We start from the raw sequence: 19,885 nt of genomic DNA, 5'->3' as shown, positions 1-19,885 counted from the left end.
TCATTTACTAGCTTACTAGTAGTTTTTTAATTTAAATTACCGCCCCTATGAAATTAAAAACATACATATTAAATGCTTTTGCTATACTAATTGCCGTAAATGCTTTTGCTCAATATGGCGCGCAAAAAAAGGCAGACAAACTATTTAATACCTTTTCTTTTGCCAATGCAACAAAGGTATACCACAATCTTATTGATAAAAATTTCAATGCAGAATATGCTACTAGGCAACTAGCCGATAGTTATGCTTACATGCGTAATGCAGATAGTGCTGTTGTCTATTACGAAAAAGTTTTACAGCAAAATAACGCTCCTAAAGAGTATTTATACAAATATGCACAAGCATTACGTGCAGTTGGTAAGTACAATGAATCTAGAACATATTTACAAAAATTTAAGCAAGCTGGTGGTGTAATGAACTCTCGCTTACTAAATAATGATGGTACTTTCTTAAACAATATATTTGATGCTAAGCAGCAATACTTTTTAAAAGATGTAAAATTTAACTCTAAATACAGTGATTTTGGAGCGTACAAACACAATGGTACAATATACTTTACGTCATCAAGAACAGAAGGCGCCTCAACAAAACATGTTTACGGTTGGGACAACCAGCCTTTTTTAGACATATACACTACAAATAATATAACTGACAGTATTGTAAACAATAAATCTAGGCTAAAAGGGAAAGTAAATTCGGTGTACCATGATGGCCCTGTTACTATTACTAAAGATGGTAAAACCATGTATTTTTCTAGAACATCTTTCAGAAAAAATAAATTAGATAAAGACTCTAAAGGCACAAGTAATTTAAAAATATATAAAGCCACGCTTGTTGATGACACATGGACCAATATTGAAGAATTAAACTTTAATAACAATGCCTACTCTAACGCACACCCCGCTTTAAACCACGATGAAACAAAACTGTATTTTGCTTCAGATATGCCAGGAGGTAACGGTGGATCAGATATTTATTATGTAGAAATACTTAATGATGGTAATTACGGCAAACCTGTTAATGTTGGAAACACTATTAACACCTATAAAAATGAACGTTTCCCGTTTATTAACACTGAAGGCACATTGTTTTTTGCTTCCGATGGGCACCCAGGATTAGGCATGTTAGATATTTTTGCTGCTGTAAAAAACAGTAATAATAATTTTAATATTGTTAATTTAGGAGTGCCAGTAAATTCTAGTAAAGACGATTTCTCTTTTTTTATGGATGATGATGGATTAACTGGATTTTTCGCTTCAAACAGACATGGCGGTGTTGGTAGTGATGATATTTATGCTTTTGATAGAATACCACAATTAACACTAGAAGGTAGTATTACCGATGCTTCAACTAATGCCCCAATAGAAAATGCTAAAGTTATTCTTAAAGATCTAAATGGTACTAAAATTGCAGAATTAACCACTGATGAAAATGGTAATTATGAAATAAATTTAGAAAGAGACACAAACTATATTGTTGAAGTTTTAAAAGAAAACTTTATTGACAAATCAATACAAGTCTCTACAAAAAACATAGAAAAAAGTACAACTAAAATAACTAACAACGTTTCTTTACAACCCAAAGCTGTTGAAGAAGCGCCTAGTTTAGATAATTTAAGTACTATTTATTTTGATTTTGATACTTCTAACATTAGAAAAGATAGTGGTGAAGCGTTAGATAAAATAGCTGAGATATTACTAGTTAAATACCCAAATATAGAAATTAGTATTGCATCGCATACAGATTCTAGAGGCCCTAGTAATTACAATAAAATGTTATCTCAAAAAAGAGCTAATGCTACGTTTAAATACTTAATTAATAAAGGTGTTCCTGAAAGTAGAATTAAAGGCTACACAGGTTATGGCGAAGAACAATTAGTAAATAATTGTAACAATAATACTAAATGTACTGAAGCTGAACATCAACAAAATAGACGTACACAGTTTATTATTATTACATCAAACTAAAAACCAATTAGAAGTTCTATATATTTCTCACTAAAAGCCTTTGTAAATTAATACAAAGGCTTTTTATTATTATTTTAATTCATCTATATAAAACAATAAATCCTCCCTTTAAAGAGAGGATTTATATACCTAAAGCTAAATTTAATAACCTGTAGTTATTAATATAACACTTAAAATGAATAAAACGTAACATATAGCGTGCCTATTTGCCATACGATTATTTAAACATAAAAGGTTATGGGTTTACGTAACCATTATAGGGTATAATGCAACGTTATTTTTTAATGAAGATGTTGGTGAAATACCAACGCCCTTTGTCGTTTTGTTCAGCTGAAATATCACAATTTGTAAAATCGCCTTCAATTGTTGCTCTATGGCCTTCACTTTTTAACCAAGCTTTAACAACAGTTTCGGCAGAACTATAGCCATAAGCTACATTTTCAGAAACAGATTTTGCGCCAGCATTCGATTTTAAATAATCGCTCCTAGTAAAAAAATTATGATGAGACACATCGCCTGTATCAAGCATATAATCTGTGTGTGTAAAAGCAACAGATTTAATAATTTGTAAATCTTGTAAAGGATTTAAGCCTATAGATAACCGGTGATTGTTAATGTGTTCTAAAACTTCAATTTCTATAGTTTTAGTTTGTGGGGTTACGGTACTTAATTCTAACAATTCAACTTTATCGTCAATACTGTCTGTGGCACAAGAAACGCACAATACAGCAAACAATGCCAATGTTGGCAGTTTAGCTAATAACTTCATAAGTAGGTAAATTTAGATTTGGTATTATAAATTTAAGGTTAACCTACTTATAAAGTGTTAATGAAATGTTAAAATCGATTAAAAACATGTGTTTAATCGCAAAAATATGTATTTAATCGATTAAAAATAGTCTAAAATGTTAAAAAAAAGCTTTTAAACGATATTTTAAGGAGATAGTCGATTTATAAGCCAGTTATAATCTTCCTGTAATTGATATCGTATTCTGTCATGCAATCTGTTTGGTCTACCTTGCCAAAATTCAATTTCAACAGGTTTGACTATATAACCACCCCAATGTGCCGGTCTTTGTATTTCTTTACCTTCGTAGGCTTTTTCTAAGTTTATAAGTTTGTTTTCAATATAACTCCTGCTTTCTATAACTTCACTTTGGTTTGAAACTAATGCCCCTAATTGGCTGCCTCTTGGTCTAGACTCAAAATAACCATCACTTAGGTTTTCGGCAATTTTACTGGCTTTTCCTTTAATTATAACTTGTCTTTCGGCTTTATGCCAAAAAAAAGATAAACATACATTTGGATTTTTTTCAATGGCTTTACCCTTTTCACTTAAATAATTGGTATAAAAAATAAACCCTTCAAAAGTATATTTTTTTAGTAGTACTACCCTACTTTTAGGAAAACCGTCTAAACCAATTGTTGAAATTGTCATGGCGTTATTTTCATCTTCTGTAAAAAAGGCATCAACTTCAAAAAACCATTTTTGAAATAATTCCATTGGGTTTTCTGGAGCATCGGCTAAAAGTAAAGCTCCTTTTTCATAAGATTTTCTGTAATTACTTAAATCGTTTTCCATAAATTAAATTAACACAAACTTTACTTTTTATTATAATTAATATTAATGTAAAATATTGTATATTAGTGTATAGGATTATTTTTTGAAGCCATTATTGCTATAAACCTCTTCTCAAATTTTAAAAATACTCAAATTAATTGTTTGTATTATGCGCTTCGAAACTACTAATTATTTTAAAAACAACAACAGCTATAAACATGTTTTATCTTTTGGTACATTTTACCTTTGTGAAAATTTTTATGTAGCCGAAATTAATGAAGGTGTACATATTGATTATAGTTTGTTAAAAGCGTTAATGGAAGATTTGGTTAGTTTTTATGGTGAACATTCAAAAATAGGTTTTATTGCTAACAGAATTAACTCATACTCTACTAACCCGCAATGTTTTAATAAAATTGATGCTGAATATAATTTTGTTACCGCTAGTGCTTTTGTTTTATACAGTGATTTGGCTTTTGGTAATGCTTCTATTGAAAAAATGATTACAAATAAAAGTATTAAACGTTGCGAAAGTTTAAACGAAGCTATTGAATGGATTTCAAATTTAAAAGAACTTGTGGTGCTTAAAAGTTGAAAACTTTACCATCTTGAGCCAACACAACATTATTAAAAACTTGTTCTGCCTCTAATTTAAAGTCATTTATATCTTTATATCGTGTTGAATAATGCCCTAAAATTAATGTATTAGTATTTGCTTTTTTAGCAATGGTTGCGGCTTCTTTAGCTGTTGAATGTTTGGTACGCTCTGTTAAATGTGCTTGGGTTTCTAAAAAAGTAGATTCGTGATACAGCACATCTACATTTTGTATTATAGGTACAATATCTTCTTTGTACATAGTATCACTACAAAAGGCATAACTTTTAGGTTTTTTGGCAGGTTTAGTTACCGTTTCATTTTTAATAGTATCACCGTTTTCATTAACTATATCAAAACCTTGTTTTAGTTTGCGGTAGTATGCAACATCAATATTAGCATCTGTTGCAGCGTTAATATCTAACTTTCTGTCGCCTTCTTTTTCTTTGAATAAAAAACCGTTTGTATATATTCTATGATTTAAAGGAATGGTATGAACTTCAACTTTATCATCTTCAAAAATACATTGCGAATTGGTTTCTGTAAGTTCATGAAAAATGAGCTTATAATTGGTCCAAGAATCTGCCAACTTCATTTGCAAGGTAATTATTTCTTTAATGCCTTTAGGTCCATAAATATGCAAATCTGCTTCTCTACCTAACAACCTAAACGTTGAAATTACGCCAACTAAACCAAAAAAATGATCGCCGTGTAAATGCGATATAAATATGTGTTTTATGCGGCTAAACTTTATTTTATGTTTTCTAAGTTGTACTTGTGTACCTTCACCACAATCAATTAAAAACATATTTCCGCGCATCTCTAAAACTTGAGAGGTAGGATTGGTTAAAATTCTTGGTGTGGCACTGTAACAGCCTAAAATAGTTAATTTCATAAGGTTAAAAGCCTAAATCGCGTTCCATTTCTTCCATTTCAATAATATCATAAGCCTCTTGTAATGTTGGCACTACAACAATTTCATCTGGAACTTCATCAAAATTTACTTTATTAGTAACTATTATAAACGAATGTTTAGCAGCTCTGTGCGTGTTTGATAATTGTAAAAACTCAATAAGTTCTTCTAGCTTTATAGGCTTTAACGTTGTTAAATTAATAATTACGTTATTATTTTTATACTTTGGGTATAACGCCTGAAGTTTTTTAACCAACTCAATAACGGTAGCTTTTTCTTGTGTTATTATGGTTGTATTTTCTTTTTGATCAAAAATCATAGCTATTGTTTTATTTTTGAGGCTAACAAATAAATTACGGCCATTCTTATGGCTACGCCGTTTTCAACTTGATTTAAAATGATGGATTGATTAGAATCTGCCACATCACTAGTAATTTCAACACCTCTATTAATTGGTCCTGGGTGCATTATTGTAATTTCTTTATCTAAAGAATCTAAAAAGGCTTTGTTTACACCAAATTGTTGTGTGTATTCTCTGGTTGAAGGGAAATAACTAATATCCATGCGTTCATTTTGCACTCGCAACATATTGGCTACATCACACCAATTTAACGCTTTACGCAGGTTTGTTTCTACTTTTACACCTAATTCACTAATATATTTAGGCAATAGTGTTTTTGGGCCACAAACCATAACTTGGGCACCTTGTAATTGTAAAGCAAATATATTTGAAAGCGCCACTCTGCTGTGTAAAATATCGCCCACAATAACCACTTTTTTACCAGCTACATCGCCTAATTTTTCTCTTATAGAATATGAATCTAACAAGGCTTGTGTTGGGTGTTCATGTGCGCCATCACCTGCATTTACAATGCTTGCCTTTACGTGTTTAGATAAAAATATACCTGCTCCCGGATTGGGGTGACGCATAACAACCATATCAACTTTCATTGATAAAATATTGTTTACAGTATCTATAAGTGTTTCTCCTTTTTTTACTGAAGATTGCCCTGATGAGAAGTTTATAACATCGGCAGATAAGCGTTTTTCGGCTAATTCAAACGATAATTTTGTTCTGGTTGAATTTTCAAAAAACAGGTTTGCTATTGTAATATCTCTAAGCGAAGGTACTTTTTTTATAGGCCTATTAATCACTTCTTTAAAATGATCTGCCGTTTCAAAAATTAGATCAATATCTTTTGGCTTAAGATATTTTATTCCTAATAAGTGGTTTACACTTAATTCGCTCATTTTATTTACTTAAATTTTAATGTTTTTAGTTTAAAATGCTTCACAATAAAAACCAAAAACGTATTATTTTTCAATTAAATACACGGCATCTTCTCCTTCGTTTTCTTGCCAATGTACTATTACTTTTTCATTATTAATGGCATCAACTTGCCTGCCTCTGTAGTTAGGTTGTATGGGTAAATGCCTACTAAAACGCCTGTCAATTAAGGTTAGCAGCTCAATTTCGTTTGGTCTGCCAAATGATTGTATAGCTGTTAAAGCGGCTCTTATGCTTCGGCCTGTATACAAAACATCATCAATGAACACAATATTTTTATTTTCAACAAGAAAATCTACTTGAGTTGTGTTTGCTTTTAGCGGTTTGTCTCCTCTTCTAAAATCATCTCTATAAAATGTAATATCTAATTGGCCTTGTTTAACGTTTTTTACGTTGTATTGATTTTTAAGTATTTTAGAAATTCTGTTTGCCAAATAAACGCCTCTTGGTTGTAAACCAATTAAAACGGTGTTTGAAAAATCGTTATGTTTTTCAATAAGTTGACAAGCCAATCGGTGAAGAATGATGTTTACTTCTTTTGTGTTTAGTAAAACTTTTTGACTCATATACTAATCCAAACGGTTTGGAGAACAAATGTAGTGTAAAATTTTAGAAGTTGAAAGATTATATTGTTTAAGAAACTATATGTTTTAAATAGAAAAAGCCTTCAATTTCTTGAAGGCTTTTTAAAGTTTATAAATGAATTTCTGTTTTTACAGAAATGAAAAAAATTATTAATTATGCTTTTCCGTCCATTTTATCTTTAAGAGCTTGTAAAGCATCATTAGCATCACCTAGAGTTGGTTTAGCTTCAGCAGCAGCAGCGGCAGCTTTTTTAGCGGCAGCTTTTACATTTTTAGCTTCTTCTTCTCTAAATATTGCTGTATGCGATGCTACAACACGTTTAAATTCTTTGTTGAATTCAATAATTTTGAAATCTGCAGTTTCACCTTTAGATAATTTGCTTCCGTCTTCTTTTTCTAAATGTCTAGAAGGTACAAATGCTACTATATCTTCGTTAAACTTAACTGTTGCTCCTTTGTCTACTAATTCTTCAATTGCACCAGAGTGTGTTGTATCTAAAGCAAATTCAGTTTCGTATTTATCCCAAGGGTTTACAGTTGTTTGTTTGTGACCTAAAGATAATTTACGTCCTTCAACATCTAATTCTAAAACAACAACATCTAACTTATCTCCTACAGCACAGAATTCACTTGGGTGTTTAATTTTCTTAGTCCAAGATAAATCTGAGATATAAATTAACCCGTCAATACCTTCTTCTAATTCAACAAATACACCAAAGTTAGTAAAGTTACGTACAATACCTGTGTGTTTAGAGCCTAATGGGTATTTAGTAGTAATATCTGTCCATGGGTCTGGAGTTAATTGCTTAATACCTAAAGACATTTTACGCTCTTCTCTATCTAAAGTTAAGATAACTGCTTCAACTTCATCTCCTACAGAAACGAAATCTTGTGCAGAGCGTAAGTGTGTAGACCATGACATTTCAGATACGTGAATTAAACCTTCAACACCATCAGCAACTTCAATAAATGCACCGTAATCTGCAATTACAACTACTTTACCTTTTACTTTATCACCTACTTTAACCTCTTCAGCTAATGCTTCCCAAGGGTGTTTGCTTAATTGTTTTAATCCTAATTGAATTCTAGATTTATCTTCATCAAAATCAAGAATTACAACATTTAATTTTTGATCTAACTCAACAATTTCGTTAGGGTGGTTAATTCTAGACCATGATAAGTCTGTAATGTGAATTAAACCATCTACACCACCAAGATCAATAAATACACCGTAAGATGTAATGTTTTTAACAACACCTTCTAGTACTTGACCTTTTTCTAACTGACCAATGATTTCTTTCTTTTGTTCTTCAATATCAGCTTCAATAAGTGCTTTATGAGAAACAACAACGTTTTTAAACTCGTGGTTGATTTTTACAACCTTGAATTCCATAGTTTTATTTACATACTGGTCGTAATCTCTAATTGGTTTAACGTCAATTTGAGATCCTGGTAAGAATGCTTCAATGCCAAAAACATCTACAATCATACCTCCTTTAGTTCTGCATTTTACAAAACCGTTAACAATTTCACCTGTGTCATGCGCTGCATTTACGCGGTCCCATGCTTTGATTACTCTTGCTTTTCTGTGAGATAATACTAATTGTCCTGTAGCATCTTCACGTACATCAATTAATACTTCTACTTTATCACCAACTGCTAAGTTAGGGTTGTAGCGAAACTCGTTTAATGAAATTACACCTTCAGATTTTGCGTTGATATCAATAATTGCATCTCTATCAGAAATGTGAACTACTGTACCCTCAACAACTTCATCATTTAAAGTGTCTACAAAGTTTTCAGCTACTAATTTTTCAAATTCTTCAAGTTGTTTACCGTCAACTTCATCAATACCTTCTTGGTAATTGTGCCAGTTAAAGTCTTTTAAAAATTTTTCAGGATTAGCTTGTGCTTCAGATACTACTGGAGCTTCTTTTACAGTTGAAGTTTCTTGAGTTTCAACTTCAGGATTTTTTGCTTCTTCAGCCATTTAATAAGTAAACAATGGTTTTATTTATTATTATTGTAAATAAATACACATTGTAATTTGTATTCTGTATGCTTGAAAAGAATTAAGCAAATAACACACAGAAGTGTTAATTTTACTAGTGTTTCAGCCCTTTTATCTTTTCACAATTTGCTAAAAGGAGTGCAAAAATAACTATTTTTAACCTAATTACCTAAAAATGAACTCATAATATTTTGTGACTTAACACAAAATAATGTGTCTTAATTAATAGAAACATAAATTATAAAATTGGTTTATACCTAATAAATTTAATTATATTTAACCTTAACATTAATACAAATTTTTTAAACATGGCAGTAAAAGCAAAATACCAAGACGTTTTAGATTTAGGAGAAACTTTAAACATTCAAAACGGAGATGTACAAATTGAAGGTGATGTTCTTAAAGTTTTTGGAACAGCAAACACCCAATACGAAAAAAACTTAATTTGGGATAAGATTAAGGAAATTGGCGGTGAAAATCCAGCAGATATCATGGCCGATATTAAAGTAGCCGATGAAACTGTGTACCACAGACATATAGTAAAAAGTGGCGAAACTCTAGGTAAAATTGCTAAGCATTACTACAAAGATGCCATGAAATACAAAGAAATTTTTGAAGCAAACACAAACATTTTAAAAAACCCAGATGTAATTCACCCAGACCAAGAGTTGGTTATACCAAACCTATAATAAAAGTACTTTTATTGTATATATAAAAACATAAGTTTTACTTAAATGCGTGCTTTAAAAGTATTTTTGAAGCACGCATTTTTTTATTACAAAACTTTTCGTTTAATTAAATGTAAAAAACCACAAAAACTAAAACTTAAAACTAATTACTTATGATGAGAAAAATTACGTATTTATTTTTAATACTACCTTTTCTATTATTTGCACAACAAAAAATAGAAATTAAAGGTATTATTTTAGACGAATTTAATGAACCCGTACCTTTTGTTGCGGTTGGTATTGTTGAAAAATATATAGGAACAGCAAGTACTGAAGATGGTGGTTTTTCATTTTTAGTAACAAAAAACGAACTTCAGGATAGTTTAAGTGTATCAAGCTTAGGTTTTGACTCTTTTAAAATAAAGGTTGAAGATTATTTAAAACTAGAGAAAAAAGAAATAATTTTAAAAGAAACTGTAACAGAACTTGATATTATTAAATTATTATCACCAAGTGAATATATTGTAAATGCTCTCAAATATTTAAAGCAAAATACTTTAAGTGACCCTCACAAAATTGAAATGCTTTATAGAAGAGCTGCTACCGAAAGTGGAAAATCTAAATTTTTTGTTGAAAATTATATAAAAATTCGTGATAGAGGTCCCGCTTACCCTTTAGGCTTAATTGAAGTTTCACAAGTTAGAAAATCTGCAGATTATAGAGTTTGGAAGCGTAAACAATGGACACATAATATTAATTACATGGCTACAGGAAACCCCTTGAGGCCTTCAGAAAAACAACCTAACCTTAAAAAGTTTAGCTGGAAAAAAACAGGAGACACATCATATGAAGGTGAAGATGTTATAATTTTAGAAGGTACAAACCCAAAGAAAAAATGGGAAAAAATAACATTATACATTGGTGTAGATAACTACGGAATTTATAAAATTGAAAAAGGAAAATCATTATACTTGTACAAAAAACATGTAAATGGCAAGTTGTATTTAAGTTATTATTCATCTGAGTGGGGCTGGAACTCAAAAAATAACAAAACCCAAATACCAAGAGAATACTGGAATACTGATGCTAAGATTATTTCATACAAATCTGAAGCGTTTATTTATAAAGTTGAAGTTGACAAGAAAAAATCTAAAGTAAAACCTTTTGGAGGCGATACAGACATGGGAGAAATCAATGTACCATACAATGCTTATTTTTGGCACAATCTTAGCATGCCTCCAGATACGGAATTCTACAAAAAAATTAAAAAAGAATTAGAAAGTAATTACGGTGTACCGTTAGAAAAACAATACGAATTAATTAATAATTAAAATTATATGAAAAGAATATTTTACGTACTAACCTTGTTTTTAATAGGTTTTATACATACACATGCACAACAAAAAACAGAAATAAAAGGTATTATTTTAGATGAATTTAATGAACCCGTTCCCTTTGTTGCTGTTGGTATTGTTGAAAAATACATTGGTACAGCAAGTACCGAAGATGGTGAATTTGCTTTTTCTATAACACAAAATGAACTTAAAGACACCATATCTGTATCTAGTTTAGGTTATAACCCTTATAAAATAGTTGTTGAAGATTTTTTAAAGCTTGAAAAAAAAGAAATTATTTTAGTTGAAACTATTACAGAACTTGATGCAGTTACACTATTAGCACCAAAAGATTACGCACTAAATGCTATTAAATCTTTAAAAGACAACACAATTAGTAAGCCACATTTATTAGAGATTTTATATAGAGCTTCTTCAACTGAAGAAAATAAAGCTAAATTTTTTGTTGAAAATTATATAAAAATTAGAGATAGAGGTCCTGCATATTACATGGGGCAAGTAGAAATAGCAGAAGCAAGAAAATCTGCCGATTACAGATACTGGAAAAGAAAACAATGGAGACACCCCATACAAGGTATGTTTGAGCTTAACCCATTTAGGCCTATGGCTTCTCAACATGCCAGAAACTTAAAAAAGTTTTCTTGGAAAAAAATAGGAGATTCTTCTTATGATGGTGAAGATGTTGTAATACTGCAAGGCCAAAGTAATGTTTATGATTGGGAAAAAATAAAAATATACATTGGTGTAAACAATAATAACGTTTATAGAATAGAACGAGGAAACTCACTTTATATTTATAAAAAACATACTAATGGAAAAATGGTATTAAGCTACTACAGAAATTCATGGAAATTTCCAAAAGATAAAATTCCTAAAGAATTACTGGGTACACCAGCAGAAACTTTACAATATAAATCTGAAGCTTTTGTACTAAACGTTGAAACAGATAAAAAGAAAATAAAGGTAATACCTTATGGCGTAGAAAAAGATGTTAATGATTTAGATGTAAAATACAACCCTGAATTCTGGAATAATTTAGTTATGCCTCCAGACACCAAATTTTATAAACAAATTAAAACCGAATTAGAAGGTTTATTTGGTGTTCCTTTAGAAACACAATATAAATTAGTAAATAAGTAATAACCTAAAAAAGGCGAAGTTTTTAATCTTCGCCTTTTCTATGTAATTAAGTTATTTTATAAAATCACTCCGTATCTTCTAAAGTCATTTTAACTAACATCAAAATTTTTTCAAACTGTTGTTTAAGTGATAAATTTGAGTTATCAATTTCAATAGCATCATCTGCTTTTATTAGTGGTGAATCTTTTCTTGTAGAATCTAAATAATCACGTTCTTGCACATTTTTAAGTACGTTTTCATACGTTATATCATCACCTCTATCTGTAAGTTCTTTGTAACGCCTTTGCGCTCTAGTTTCGGCAGATGCTGTCATAAATAACTTTAATTCAGCATTAGGAAACACTACGGTACCAATATCGCGTCCATCCATAACAACACCTTTATCTTTGCCTAATTGTTGCTGAATTGTTACTAATTTTTGTCTGACTTCAGATACTGCAGCTACTTTACTAACAAAACTTGAAACTTCAAGAGTTCTTATCTTTTTTTCAACATTAATTCCGTTTAAATAAACTTCAGCAAAACCTAAATCTTCATTATAAGTAAAGCTAATATTTACTTTATCTAATTGATAAATTAATGCTTCAACATTAAAATCATCTTTTAAAATTAACCCTTCTTGCATTGCATAAAGCGTAACAGCTCTATACATTGCACCAGAATCTACATAAATATACCCTAAATGATTTGCTATTTGTTTAGCTACCGTACTTTTTCCGGTTGATGAAAACCCATCAATTGCAATGGTTATTTTGTTCATTTTTTAGATTTGAAATACAAAAATACTTCAATTTTATAAAAATAAATAACCAAAGTACTTAACTGAGTTTATTAATTTAAATCTATTTGTAAGCCAAAGAAATTTGAATTGGCTGCACTTGTGTATTTAGCGTGTGTATAACTAAAACGCATTTTATTCATTTTTATAGAAATACCAGCAGATAAACCTGAAAAATTACGCTGATCTACAATACGCAACTCCTCACCTCTTCTAAAATTATAGCCTAATCTAATATTGAATCCGCCTTCAGGAAATAATTCGGCTCCTAAAATTGTATGCCTAATAACCTGCCCCAGAAATCCCACTTTTTCATTGGATTGGTTACCGTTTAAATCGCTTGTAGATCTTGCCGGATTTGATGCTGCAATAGGCCATTGCTGCAAATTTTCTAAAGTTACATGCCAACGAATTGGCACATTTTCTAAACGTTGTGATAAGCCCAAGCTTACTTCAAAAGGTAATGTTTCTTGCAAGCCAGCATATGTTGTAATTTGTGTACCAAGGTTTCTAATTACTAAAGCGGCATTAAAATCTAAATACTCATTTATATAAATTAAACCAACATCAACGGCTGCACCAAATGATGTGTATTGTTCTAATTTTGAACTTATCAATTTCAAATTACCGCCTAAATAAAAATCTGAATATCCAATTTGGCGAGCATAACCAAATGACAAAGCGGCTTCGCCTCCTGAAAAAGTTCCTGTGGCATTTCCTTGTTCGTCATACCCATCAAAAGAGCCATAATTTATATATGTTACACCTGCGTGAAATGTTTGTGTTCTTCTATCTAAAGTGTAAGCATATGCAGCAGTACCATAACTTATGCCGCCTAAATAACTGGTGTAATTTACGGCCAATTGGTTATCCATTTCAACATTAATTGTTGCTGGGTTATATAAGGCTTGTGTTACATCATAATCTACATTGGTTAGTACTTTTCCGCCTAAAGCAGCTTGTCTTGGAGAAGATATTAAATTTAGAAATTGATACGTGTGTTCGCCTCCAATTTGTGCAAAAATTAAAGAGCAAAAACACAAACAATAAAACGTGATAATTTTTCTAAACATATATTTACCGTACAAATAACGTAAATCTATCTTAAAAACGATACTATGTTTTTTTTATTTCATAAAAAAATGTCATTATAAACAGTAGGTTTAAAATGACATTTTTAATTTTAAATATTACTTACTAAAGTTTTTTAGCATTTTTTACTTTTTGGTTTGTGAGTGCTATTTTAATAACATCACTCATATCTTGCACGTAATGGAATGTTAAACCTTTTAAATATTCAGGTTTTATTTCTTCAATATCACGTTTATTATCTTCGCAAAGTAAAATTTCTTTTATTCTTGCGCGTTTTGCTGCTAAAATTTTCTCTTTTATACCACCTACTGGCAGTACTTTACCACGTAAAGTAATTTCTCCTGTCATGGCTATACTCTTTTTTACTTTACGCTGTGTAAATAATGAAATTAATGATGTTAACATGGTTACACCCGCACTTGGCCCATCTTTAGGTGTAGCACCTTCTGGTACGTGAATATGCACATTATACTTATCAAAAACTTCAGGGTTTATACCAAATTCATCAGCATGAGATTTTATATATTCCATGGCAATGGTAGCCGATTCTTTCATGACTTTACCAAGGTTACCTGTAATTGTTAAAGCACCTTTTCCTTTAGATAAAATAGATTCAATAAACAAAATATCACCACCAACACGTGTCCATGCCAACCCAGTTACAACACCAGCAACATTGTTATTTTCGTATTTATCACGCTCTAATTTAGGGCTTCCTAGTACATCAATAACATCGTCATTTGTTACTTTTATGTTGTAATCTTCTTCCATAGCTATGTTTTTTGCTGCAAAACGCACCATTTTAGCTATTTGTTTATCTAAACCACGCACACCAGATTCTCTTGTATAACCTTCAACAATTTTTTCTAGTTGTGGTTTTCCTATTTTAAGATTATCGGTATTTAAACCGTGTTCTTTTAATTGCTTTGGAAGTAAATGACGTTTACCAATTTCTACTTTTTCTTCAATAGTATAACCTGTTACATTTATAATTTCCATACGGTCTAACAATGCAGGTTGAATGGTTGCTAAACTGTTTGATGTAGCAATGAACATAACTTTTGAGAGGTCATAGCCCATTTCTAAAAAGTTGTCATAAAACTCACTATTTTGTTCAGGGTCTAAAACTTCAAGCATTGCTGAAGAAGGATCTCCTTGATGCGAGTTTGATAATTTATCAATTTCATCTAAAACAAACACAGGGTTTGATGTGCCTGCCTTTTTTAAACTTTGAATAATACGCCCTGGCATAGCGCCTATGTAGGTTTTTCTGTGACCTCTAATTTCAGCTTCATCACGTAAACCACCTAAAGAAATTCTAACATATTCGCGCCCTAACGCTTCGGCTATAGATTTTCCTAAAGATGTTTTACCAACTCCTGGAGGACCATAAAGACATAAAATTGGCGATTTCATATCATTTCTTAACTTTAAAACCGCTAAGTATTCAATAATACGTTTTTTCACATCATCTAAACCGTAATGATCTCTGTCTAATATCTTTTTGGCGCGTTTTAAATCGAATTTATCTTTGCTGAATTCATTCCAAGGTAAATCTAAAAACAGCTCTAAGTAATTACGTTGAATTGAATATTCGGCCACTTGCGGGTTCATGCGCTGTAGTTTGGCTATTTCTTTTTCAAAATGCTTAGCTACTTTGTCATCCCAATGTTTTTCTTGGGCTTTGGCTTTCATGTCTTCAATCTCTTCGTCATGACTTACACCGCCTAATTCTTCTTGAATAGTTTTAATTTGTTGGTGTAAAAAATACTCGCGCTGTTGCTGGCTCATATCCATCTGCACCTTAGATTGAATATCGTTTTTAAGCTCAAGTCTTTGGAATTCTACATTCATATGTTTTAATGTAGCCAAAGCACGTTGTTTTAAATCGTTTATTTCTAAAAGTGATTGTTTTTCAGTAACCGATAAATTCATGTTTGAAGACACAAAATTTACCAAAAACGAATTGCTTTCAATATTTTTTATAGCGAAAGAAGCCTCACTTGGAATATTAGGACTTTCTTTAATGATTTCTAAAGCTAAATCTTTTATAGACTCTATAATGGCTGTAAACTCTTCATTGTTTACTGCAGGTTTTGCCTCTGGTAAGTCTCTAATAGTGGCATTCATGTAAGGTTCTTCAGTAAGCACTTCGGCTACTTTAAAACGTTTTTTACCTTGAATAATAACAGTTACATTGCCATCGGGCATTTTTAAAACACGTAAAATACGCGCTACAGTACCAGTTTCATGAATATCTTTTGATGAAGGGTTTTCAACAGATTCGTCTTTTTGCGCCACAACACCAATAACTTTGCTGCCTTTGTTGGCATCGTTTATAAGTTTTATTGATTTGTCTCTGCCTGCAGTTATAGGTATTACTACACCAGGAAACAATACGGTATTTCTTAAAGATAAAATAGGTAATGTTTCTGGCAACGCTTCATTATTTATGGCCTCTTCATCTTCTGGTGTCATTAGTGGAATTAACTCTGAATTTTCATCGAATTCCTGAAATGACAAACTGTCTAGTGTTATAAAATTAGATTTTTTCATATATATTTTCAAGTCAATATGTCATAATTAAACACATTAACTTCATTTTTTTAATTAGCAAAAACTATTAATTATTTAAATATCAATTACTTAACAAAACACTTGTTGATATTACACAGTAATAAGGTCAATACTTATGCCATTCGTTATAACTAGATACAAAACTTTGAAGTATTAAAGCTTACCTGCACGTTTTAAAACAAATAATAATACAATTGGTAAAGCCAGTAATATTACCATAAGTAAATTGCGTTCAAACAACCACGATGCCATAAATAACGTGAGTATGTAACCACCAATTGCTCCGCCAAAATGCGCATCATGCCCAATGTTTCCCAAACGTGTTTTCATACCATAAATTGAGTATAATAAATAGCCTATACCAAAAACATATGCCGGAATTGGTATGGGAATAAAAAACATATACAAACTCATTTCTGGCCTTAGTAAAATAGCTGCGTATAAAACACCTGTTACTGCACCACTAGCACCCACAGCGCTATAATGGTATTCGTTTTTATGAAAATAAAGTGATAGTAAATTCCCTAAAATTAAACTGCCTAAATACACTAAAATAAAACCACCATTACCCAAAAAATCTATAACAATGTTTGCAAAGAAAAACAGCGTAATCATGTTAAAAAGTAAATGTTGCATATCTACATGCAAAAAACCAGAACTAAACATGCGTATTTGCTCACCACGCTGTATACCGCCAACATGAAATTTGTACTTATCAAAAAAACCATAATCATTAAAACCTTTTAATGACACCACTACATTGGCTGCAATAATTACAATTGTTATTATATCTAGATTCATAATGTGATAACGTTTAAAATGAAAACACTTTATTTTTATTTTGTAAAAACAAAAACACGTACTTTTGCGGCTACAAATGTAAAATTAATTCATGCAATTTATAATTTATATTATTGTTTATCCGCTATTATGGTTTATTTCTAAGTTGCCTTTTAAATTACTTTATTTAATTTCAGACGGTATTTATATTATACTCTATCGTATTTTTGGTTACAGAACAAAGGTTGTAACAAATAATTTAAAACTTGCTTTCCCTGAAAAATCAGAAAAAGAAATAGCTACAATTAGAAAAAAATTCTATCATCATTTATGTGATATGATGGTAGAGGCTATAAAATCTATTAGTATTTCTGAAGCTGAGATGCAAAAACGCTATGTTTTTACCAATTTAGATATAATTCATCAACTTGAAAAACAGAATAAAAGCATTGTTTTATTAATGGGACATTATGCTAGTTGGGAATGGATTTTTATTTTGCAAACACATATTAAGTATAAAGGTTACGCCGTTTATAAAGCTTTAAGTAATAAATATTTTGACAAACTGATAAAGCGCATTAGAGCAAAATATAATAGCCACTTAATTACTACTAAAAAAACATTTACAACACTTATTGAGGCTAAAAAAAATAATGAATTAACGCTTAATGGTTTTGTTTTTGACCAATCTCCATTGTTACGTAAAGCCCTACATTGGAAAGAATTTATGGGAATAAGAGTTCCAGTACATGTGGGTGCCGAAATACTAGCAAAAAAACTAGATATGGCTACCGTGTTTTTAAAGGTAAAAAAGGTAAAAAGAGGGTATTATGAAGCTACTTTTTCAACAATTACAAACACCCCAAAAGACCTTAAAAATTATGAAATTACAGACATTGCTTTAGAACGTGTTGAAGAACAACTTCATGAAGCTCCTGAATACTATTTATGGACACATAGAAGATGGAAACACCGTGGTAAAGAACCTAAATAATAATTATTTAGGTGTTGTATCTACAAAATCTGGATTCATTAAAACCCGTCCTTCTTCTTTGGCTTTCATATACACTGCTTTTGATGGTCTTGGACGTATTCTATATTTTGTAGGATAGCCTGTTTCTCTAACAAAATCATCAGGTGTTCTTTGAGTTGGTAAAAAATCGTTTGTGGTTTCACGCATGGTTTTTAGTTTCATGCGCATATCATTTAAAATAAAATCATAATCTTTGTTTTGGGCTAAATTATTTAGCTCATATGGGTCTTTTTCTATATCATATAGCTCTTCCTCTGGTCTTGGTATTTTAAAGCAATGCATTTGCGCTTCGGTTAAAGTACCTTTATCACGTTCTTCTTTCATACTTTTCCATGTTAAGTCTCTAATAATATCAGCAGAAGGTGTGTTTGGCAAATCTGTATAATAGTTTTTAATGTACTTGTATTTTTTGTTTCTAACAGCACGTGTATAATCTTCAAAATCATGAAAATGATCTTCAGCATACACATAATCTCTAACCTTTTTAGTAGTATCTTTTAATGTTGGCAATAAGTTAACACCTTCAAATTCTGGCAGTGGGTTTATTCCTGCCATCATTAAAAATGTTGGTGCAATATCAACCGAACTAACCAAATTAGTGTTTACAGTGCCCGGTTTTATATTTGCTGGCCATTTAATTATCCATGGTGTTTTAATACCACCGTCATACAAGGTGGTTTTATCTCTAGGAAAAGCTCTTCCGTTGTCTGAAATAAATAATACAACCGTATTTTCAGCAACACCTTGGGCTTCAAGTTCTGCCATTACTTTTCCTATATAATCATCCATTCTAGCAATTTCATCATAATACAAAGCGAAATCTTTTTTTGATGCTTCAGTTTCTGGCATGTAAGGTGGAATTACGGCCTCATCAGGACTGTATGGATTGTCGCTAATACCTTCGTAAAACGGACGATGTGCATCAAAAGAAGCTAGCCAAGTAAAAAAAGGTTTGTCTTTTGGTCTTTCTTTTAAAAGTTTAATCCATTCATCGCAGCCGCTACCATCACCTTTTAATCGTCTGTCTAATCCAATTGGAGCATCAATCCATTGCATTTCTAAAAGTGTATCAAAATCATCTCTTACAGGATCACCCATGTGATATTTACCAGCTAAACCTGTCCAATATCCTGCGTCTTTTAAAGCCTGCACAAAGGTGTTTTTGTTTTCTGGCAGAGGCCATGATAATTGTTCGGCATCAGTATTGTGCGGGTATAACCCTGAAACAATACTTGTTCTACTTGGGCTACATGAACTTGTTGTTAAAAAAGCTTCTGTAAAAAGCATGCCCTCATTAGCCATTTTATTTAAATGTGGTGTTTTTACATTGGGGTGGCCGTAAGGTTGTGTATCATCCCAACTAACATCATCTGCAATTATTAAAACTATGTTTGGTTTTTCAGTTTTTAGTGACTTGTTTTTTTTTGAATTACAAGATGTAAAAACAATTGTAAAACAAGCTATAATGTAAAATAAGTAGTTTTTAAAAATCATAGTTATAATTGATGGTTTAGGTAAATTTAAACATAAAAAAGGCCGTTTT

General features: G+C 31.0%; 18 protein-coding genes. 6 read left to right on the top strand and 12 right to left on the bottom strand.

Going from position 1 to position 19,885, the window contains the following annotated elements; all coding sequences use genetic code 11:
* The first annotated feature begins 47 nt into the window (after positions 1–47).
* Entirely contained in the window at positions 48–1,967 is a 1,920-nt protein-coding gene (locus ACYX4H_RS13035; protein ID WP_476236724.1) for an OmpA family protein, read from the top strand.
* 274 nt (positions 1,968–2,241) lie between these two features.
* On the opposite strand, the gene ACYX4H_RS13030 is transcribed toward ACYX4H_RS13035, so the two are convergent.
* Positions 2,242–2,736, bottom strand: a complete 495-nt coding sequence (locus tag ACYX4H_RS13030; protein WP_475296274.1) for a CAP domain-containing protein — start codon at positions 2,734–2,736, stop codon at positions 2,242–2,244.
* 165 nt (positions 2,737–2,901) lie between these two features.
* Positions 2,902–3,549: a pyridoxamine 5'-phosphate oxidase gene (gene pdxH, locus ACYX4H_RS13025; protein ID WP_476236723.1), complete on the bottom strand. Its 648-nt coding sequence runs from the start codon at positions 3,547–3,549 to the stop codon at positions 2,902–2,904.
* 148 nt (positions 3,550–3,697) lie between these two features.
* Here pdxH and ACYX4H_RS13020 point away from each other — a divergent pair, with 148 nt between their 5' ends.
* Positions 3,698–4,123, top strand: a complete 426-nt coding sequence (locus tag ACYX4H_RS13020) for a hypothetical protein (protein WP_475296272.1) — start codon at positions 3,698–3,700, stop codon at positions 4,121–4,123.
* Here ACYX4H_RS13020 and ACYX4H_RS13015 read toward each other — a convergent pair.
* The 5 genes from ACYX4H_RS13015 to rpsA all read right to left on the bottom strand — a co-directional run bounded on the left by ACYX4H_RS13015 (position 4,113) and on the right by rpsA (position 8,898).
* Complete coding sequence (locus tag ACYX4H_RS13015; protein ID WP_476236722.1) at positions 4,113–5,018, bottom strand: ribonuclease Z; 906 nt, start codon at positions 5,016–5,018, stop codon at positions 4,113–4,115. The two genes, ACYX4H_RS13020 and ACYX4H_RS13015, sit on opposite strands and share 11 nt — an antisense overlap.
* A 4-nt stretch (positions 5,019–5,022) precedes the next feature.
* Positions 5,023–5,355, bottom strand: coding sequence for a ribonuclease Z (locus ACYX4H_RS13010; RefSeq protein ID WP_476236721.1), 333 nt, complete (start codon positions 5,353–5,355; stop codon positions 5,023–5,025).
* A 2-nt stretch (positions 5,356–5,357) separates the two neighbouring features.
* Entirely contained in the window at positions 5,358–6,287 is a 930-nt protein-coding gene (locus ACYX4H_RS13005; protein WP_476236720.1) for an aspartate carbamoyltransferase catalytic subunit, read from the bottom strand.
* 63 nt (positions 6,288–6,350) lie between these two features.
* Positions 6,351–6,890, bottom strand: a complete 540-nt coding sequence (gene pyrR, locus ACYX4H_RS13000) for a bifunctional pyr operon transcriptional regulator/uracil phosphoribosyltransferase PyrR (RefSeq protein ID WP_476236719.1) — start codon at positions 6,888–6,890, stop codon at positions 6,351–6,353.
* A gap of 172 nt (positions 6,891–7,062) precedes the next feature.
* Positions 7,063–8,898 (bottom strand): 30S ribosomal protein S1, encoded by a 1,836-nt coding sequence (rpsA, locus tag ACYX4H_RS12995; protein WP_476236717.1) that lies wholly within the window; start codon positions 8,896–8,898, stop codon positions 7,063–7,065.
* A gap of 329 nt (positions 8,899–9,227) precedes the next feature.
* On the opposite strand from rpsA, the gene ACYX4H_RS12990 reads away from it, so the two are divergent.
* The 3 genes from ACYX4H_RS12990 (at position 9,228) to ACYX4H_RS12980 (ending at position 12,082) form a co-directional block, all read left to right on the top strand.
* Positions 9,228–9,608 (top strand): LysM peptidoglycan-binding domain-containing protein, encoded by a 381-nt coding sequence (locus ACYX4H_RS12990; protein ID WP_476236716.1) that lies wholly within the window; start codon positions 9,228–9,230, stop codon positions 9,606–9,608.
* Between the two features lie 152 nt (positions 9,609–9,760).
* Positions 9,761–10,918, top strand: a complete 1,158-nt coding sequence (locus tag ACYX4H_RS12985) for a carboxypeptidase-like regulatory domain-containing protein (protein WP_476236715.1) — start codon at positions 9,761–9,763, stop codon at positions 10,916–10,918.
* A gap of 6 nt (positions 10,919–10,924) precedes the next feature.
* A complete protein-coding gene (locus ACYX4H_RS12980; protein ID WP_476236713.1) occupies positions 10,925–12,082 on the top strand; it encodes a carboxypeptidase-like regulatory domain-containing protein in 1,158 nt (385 codons plus the stop codon).
* A gap of 64 nt (positions 12,083–12,146) precedes the next feature.
* Here the strand turns inward: ACYX4H_RS12980 and cmk are convergent, their stop codons facing one another.
* The 4 genes from cmk to ACYX4H_RS12960 form a co-directional block, all read right to left on the bottom strand.
* Positions 12,147–12,842 carry a (d)CMP kinase gene (cmk, locus tag ACYX4H_RS12975; RefSeq protein WP_476236712.1) on the bottom strand — a complete coding sequence of 232 codons (696 nt, stop codon included), beginning with the start codon at positions 12,840–12,842 and terminating at the stop codon, positions 12,147–12,149.
* 71 nt (positions 12,843–12,913) lie between these two features.
* The gene (gene porQ, locus ACYX4H_RS12970; RefSeq protein WP_476236711.1) at positions 12,914–13,933 is read right to left on the bottom strand and encodes a type IX secretion system protein PorQ; all 1,020 of its coding nucleotides are present in this window, start codon (positions 13,931–13,933) and stop codon (positions 12,914–12,916) included.
* Between the two features lie 124 nt (positions 13,934–14,057).
* Positions 14,058–16,508 carry an endopeptidase La gene (gene lon, locus ACYX4H_RS12965; protein WP_475296261.1) on the bottom strand — a complete coding sequence of 817 codons (2,451 nt, stop codon included), beginning with the start codon at positions 16,506–16,508 and terminating at the stop codon, positions 14,058–14,060.
* A 174-nt stretch (positions 16,509–16,682) separates the two neighbouring features.
* Entirely contained in the window at positions 16,683–17,330 is a 648-nt protein-coding gene (locus ACYX4H_RS12960; protein ID WP_476236709.1) for a rhomboid family intramembrane serine protease, read from the bottom strand.
* Between the two features lie 91 nt (positions 17,331–17,421).
* On the opposite strand from ACYX4H_RS12960, the gene ACYX4H_RS12955 reads away from it, so the two are divergent.
* On the top strand, positions 17,422–18,303 hold the full coding sequence (locus tag ACYX4H_RS12955) for a lysophospholipid acyltransferase family protein (RefSeq protein WP_476236707.1): 882 nt from the start codon (positions 17,422–17,424) through the stop codon (positions 18,301–18,303).
* 3 nt (positions 18,304–18,306) lie between these two features.
* On the opposite strand, the gene ACYX4H_RS12950 is transcribed toward ACYX4H_RS12955, so the two are convergent.
* Entirely contained in the window at positions 18,307–19,836 is a 1,530-nt protein-coding gene (locus ACYX4H_RS12950) for a sulfatase family protein (protein WP_476236706.1), read from the bottom strand.
* Positions 19,837–19,885: the final 49 nt, after the last annotated feature.

The organism is Seonamhaeicola sp. ABD4_340 (assembly GCF_056312135.1).
Note: the sequence above shows the minus strand (reverse complement) of the source record. Positions and strands in the feature narration are given on the sequence as shown.

Coding starts and splice junctions, on each gene's coding strand:
- ACYX4H_RS13035 (WP_476236724.1), top strand. CDS start 48: ATGAAATTAAAAACATACATATTAAATGCTTTTGCTATACTAATTGCC.
- ACYX4H_RS13030 (WP_475296274.1), bottom strand. CDS start 2,736: ATGAAGTTATTAGCTAAACTGCCAACATTGGCATTGTTTGCTGTATTG.
- pdxH (WP_476236723.1), bottom strand. CDS start 3,549: ATGGAAAACGATTTAAGTAATTACAGAAAATCTTATGAAAAAGGAGCT.
- ACYX4H_RS13020 (WP_475296272.1), top strand. CDS start 3,698: ATGCGCTTCGAAACTACTAATTATTTTAAAAACAACAACAGCTATAAA.
- ACYX4H_RS13015 (WP_476236722.1), bottom strand. CDS start 5,018: ATGAAATTAACTATTTTAGGCTGTTACAGTGCCACACCAAGAATTTTA.
- ACYX4H_RS13010 (WP_476236721.1), bottom strand. CDS start 5,355: ATGATTTTTGATCAAAAAGAAAATACAACCATAATAACACAAGAAAAA.
- ACYX4H_RS13005 (WP_476236720.1), bottom strand. CDS start 6,287: ATGAGCGAATTAAGTGTAAACCACTTATTAGGAATAAAATATCTTAAG.
- pyrR (WP_476236719.1), bottom strand. CDS start 6,890: ATGAGTCAAAAAGTTTTACTAAACACAAAAGAAGTAAACATCATTCTT.
- rpsA (WP_476236717.1), bottom strand. CDS start 8,898: ATGGCTGAAGAAGCAAAAAATCCTGAAGTTGAAACTCAAGAAACTTCA.
- ACYX4H_RS12990 (WP_476236716.1), top strand. CDS start 9,228: ATGGCAGTAAAAGCAAAATACCAAGACGTTTTAGATTTAGGAGAAACT.
- ACYX4H_RS12985 (WP_476236715.1), top strand. CDS start 9,761: ATGATGAGAAAAATTACGTATTTATTTTTAATACTACCTTTTCTATTA.
- ACYX4H_RS12980 (WP_476236713.1), top strand. CDS start 10,925: ATGAAAAGAATATTTTACGTACTAACCTTGTTTTTAATAGGTTTTATA.
- cmk (WP_476236712.1), bottom strand. CDS start 12,842: ATGAACAAAATAACCATTGCAATTGATGGGTTTTCATCAACCGGAAAA.
- porQ (WP_476236711.1), bottom strand. CDS start 13,933: ATGTTTAGAAAAATTATCACGTTTTATTGTTTGTGTTTTTGCTCTTTA.
- lon (WP_475296261.1), bottom strand. CDS start 16,508: ATGAAAAAATCTAATTTTATAACACTAGACAGTTTGTCATTTCAGGAA.
- ACYX4H_RS12960 (WP_476236709.1), bottom strand. CDS start 17,330: ATGAATCTAGATATAATAACAATTGTAATTATTGCAGCCAATGTAGTG.
- ACYX4H_RS12955 (WP_476236707.1), top strand. CDS start 17,422: ATGCAATTTATAATTTATATTATTGTTTATCCGCTATTATGGTTTATT.
- ACYX4H_RS12950 (WP_476236706.1), bottom strand. CDS start 19,836: ATGATTTTTAAAAACTACTTATTTTACATTATAGCTTGTTTTACAATT.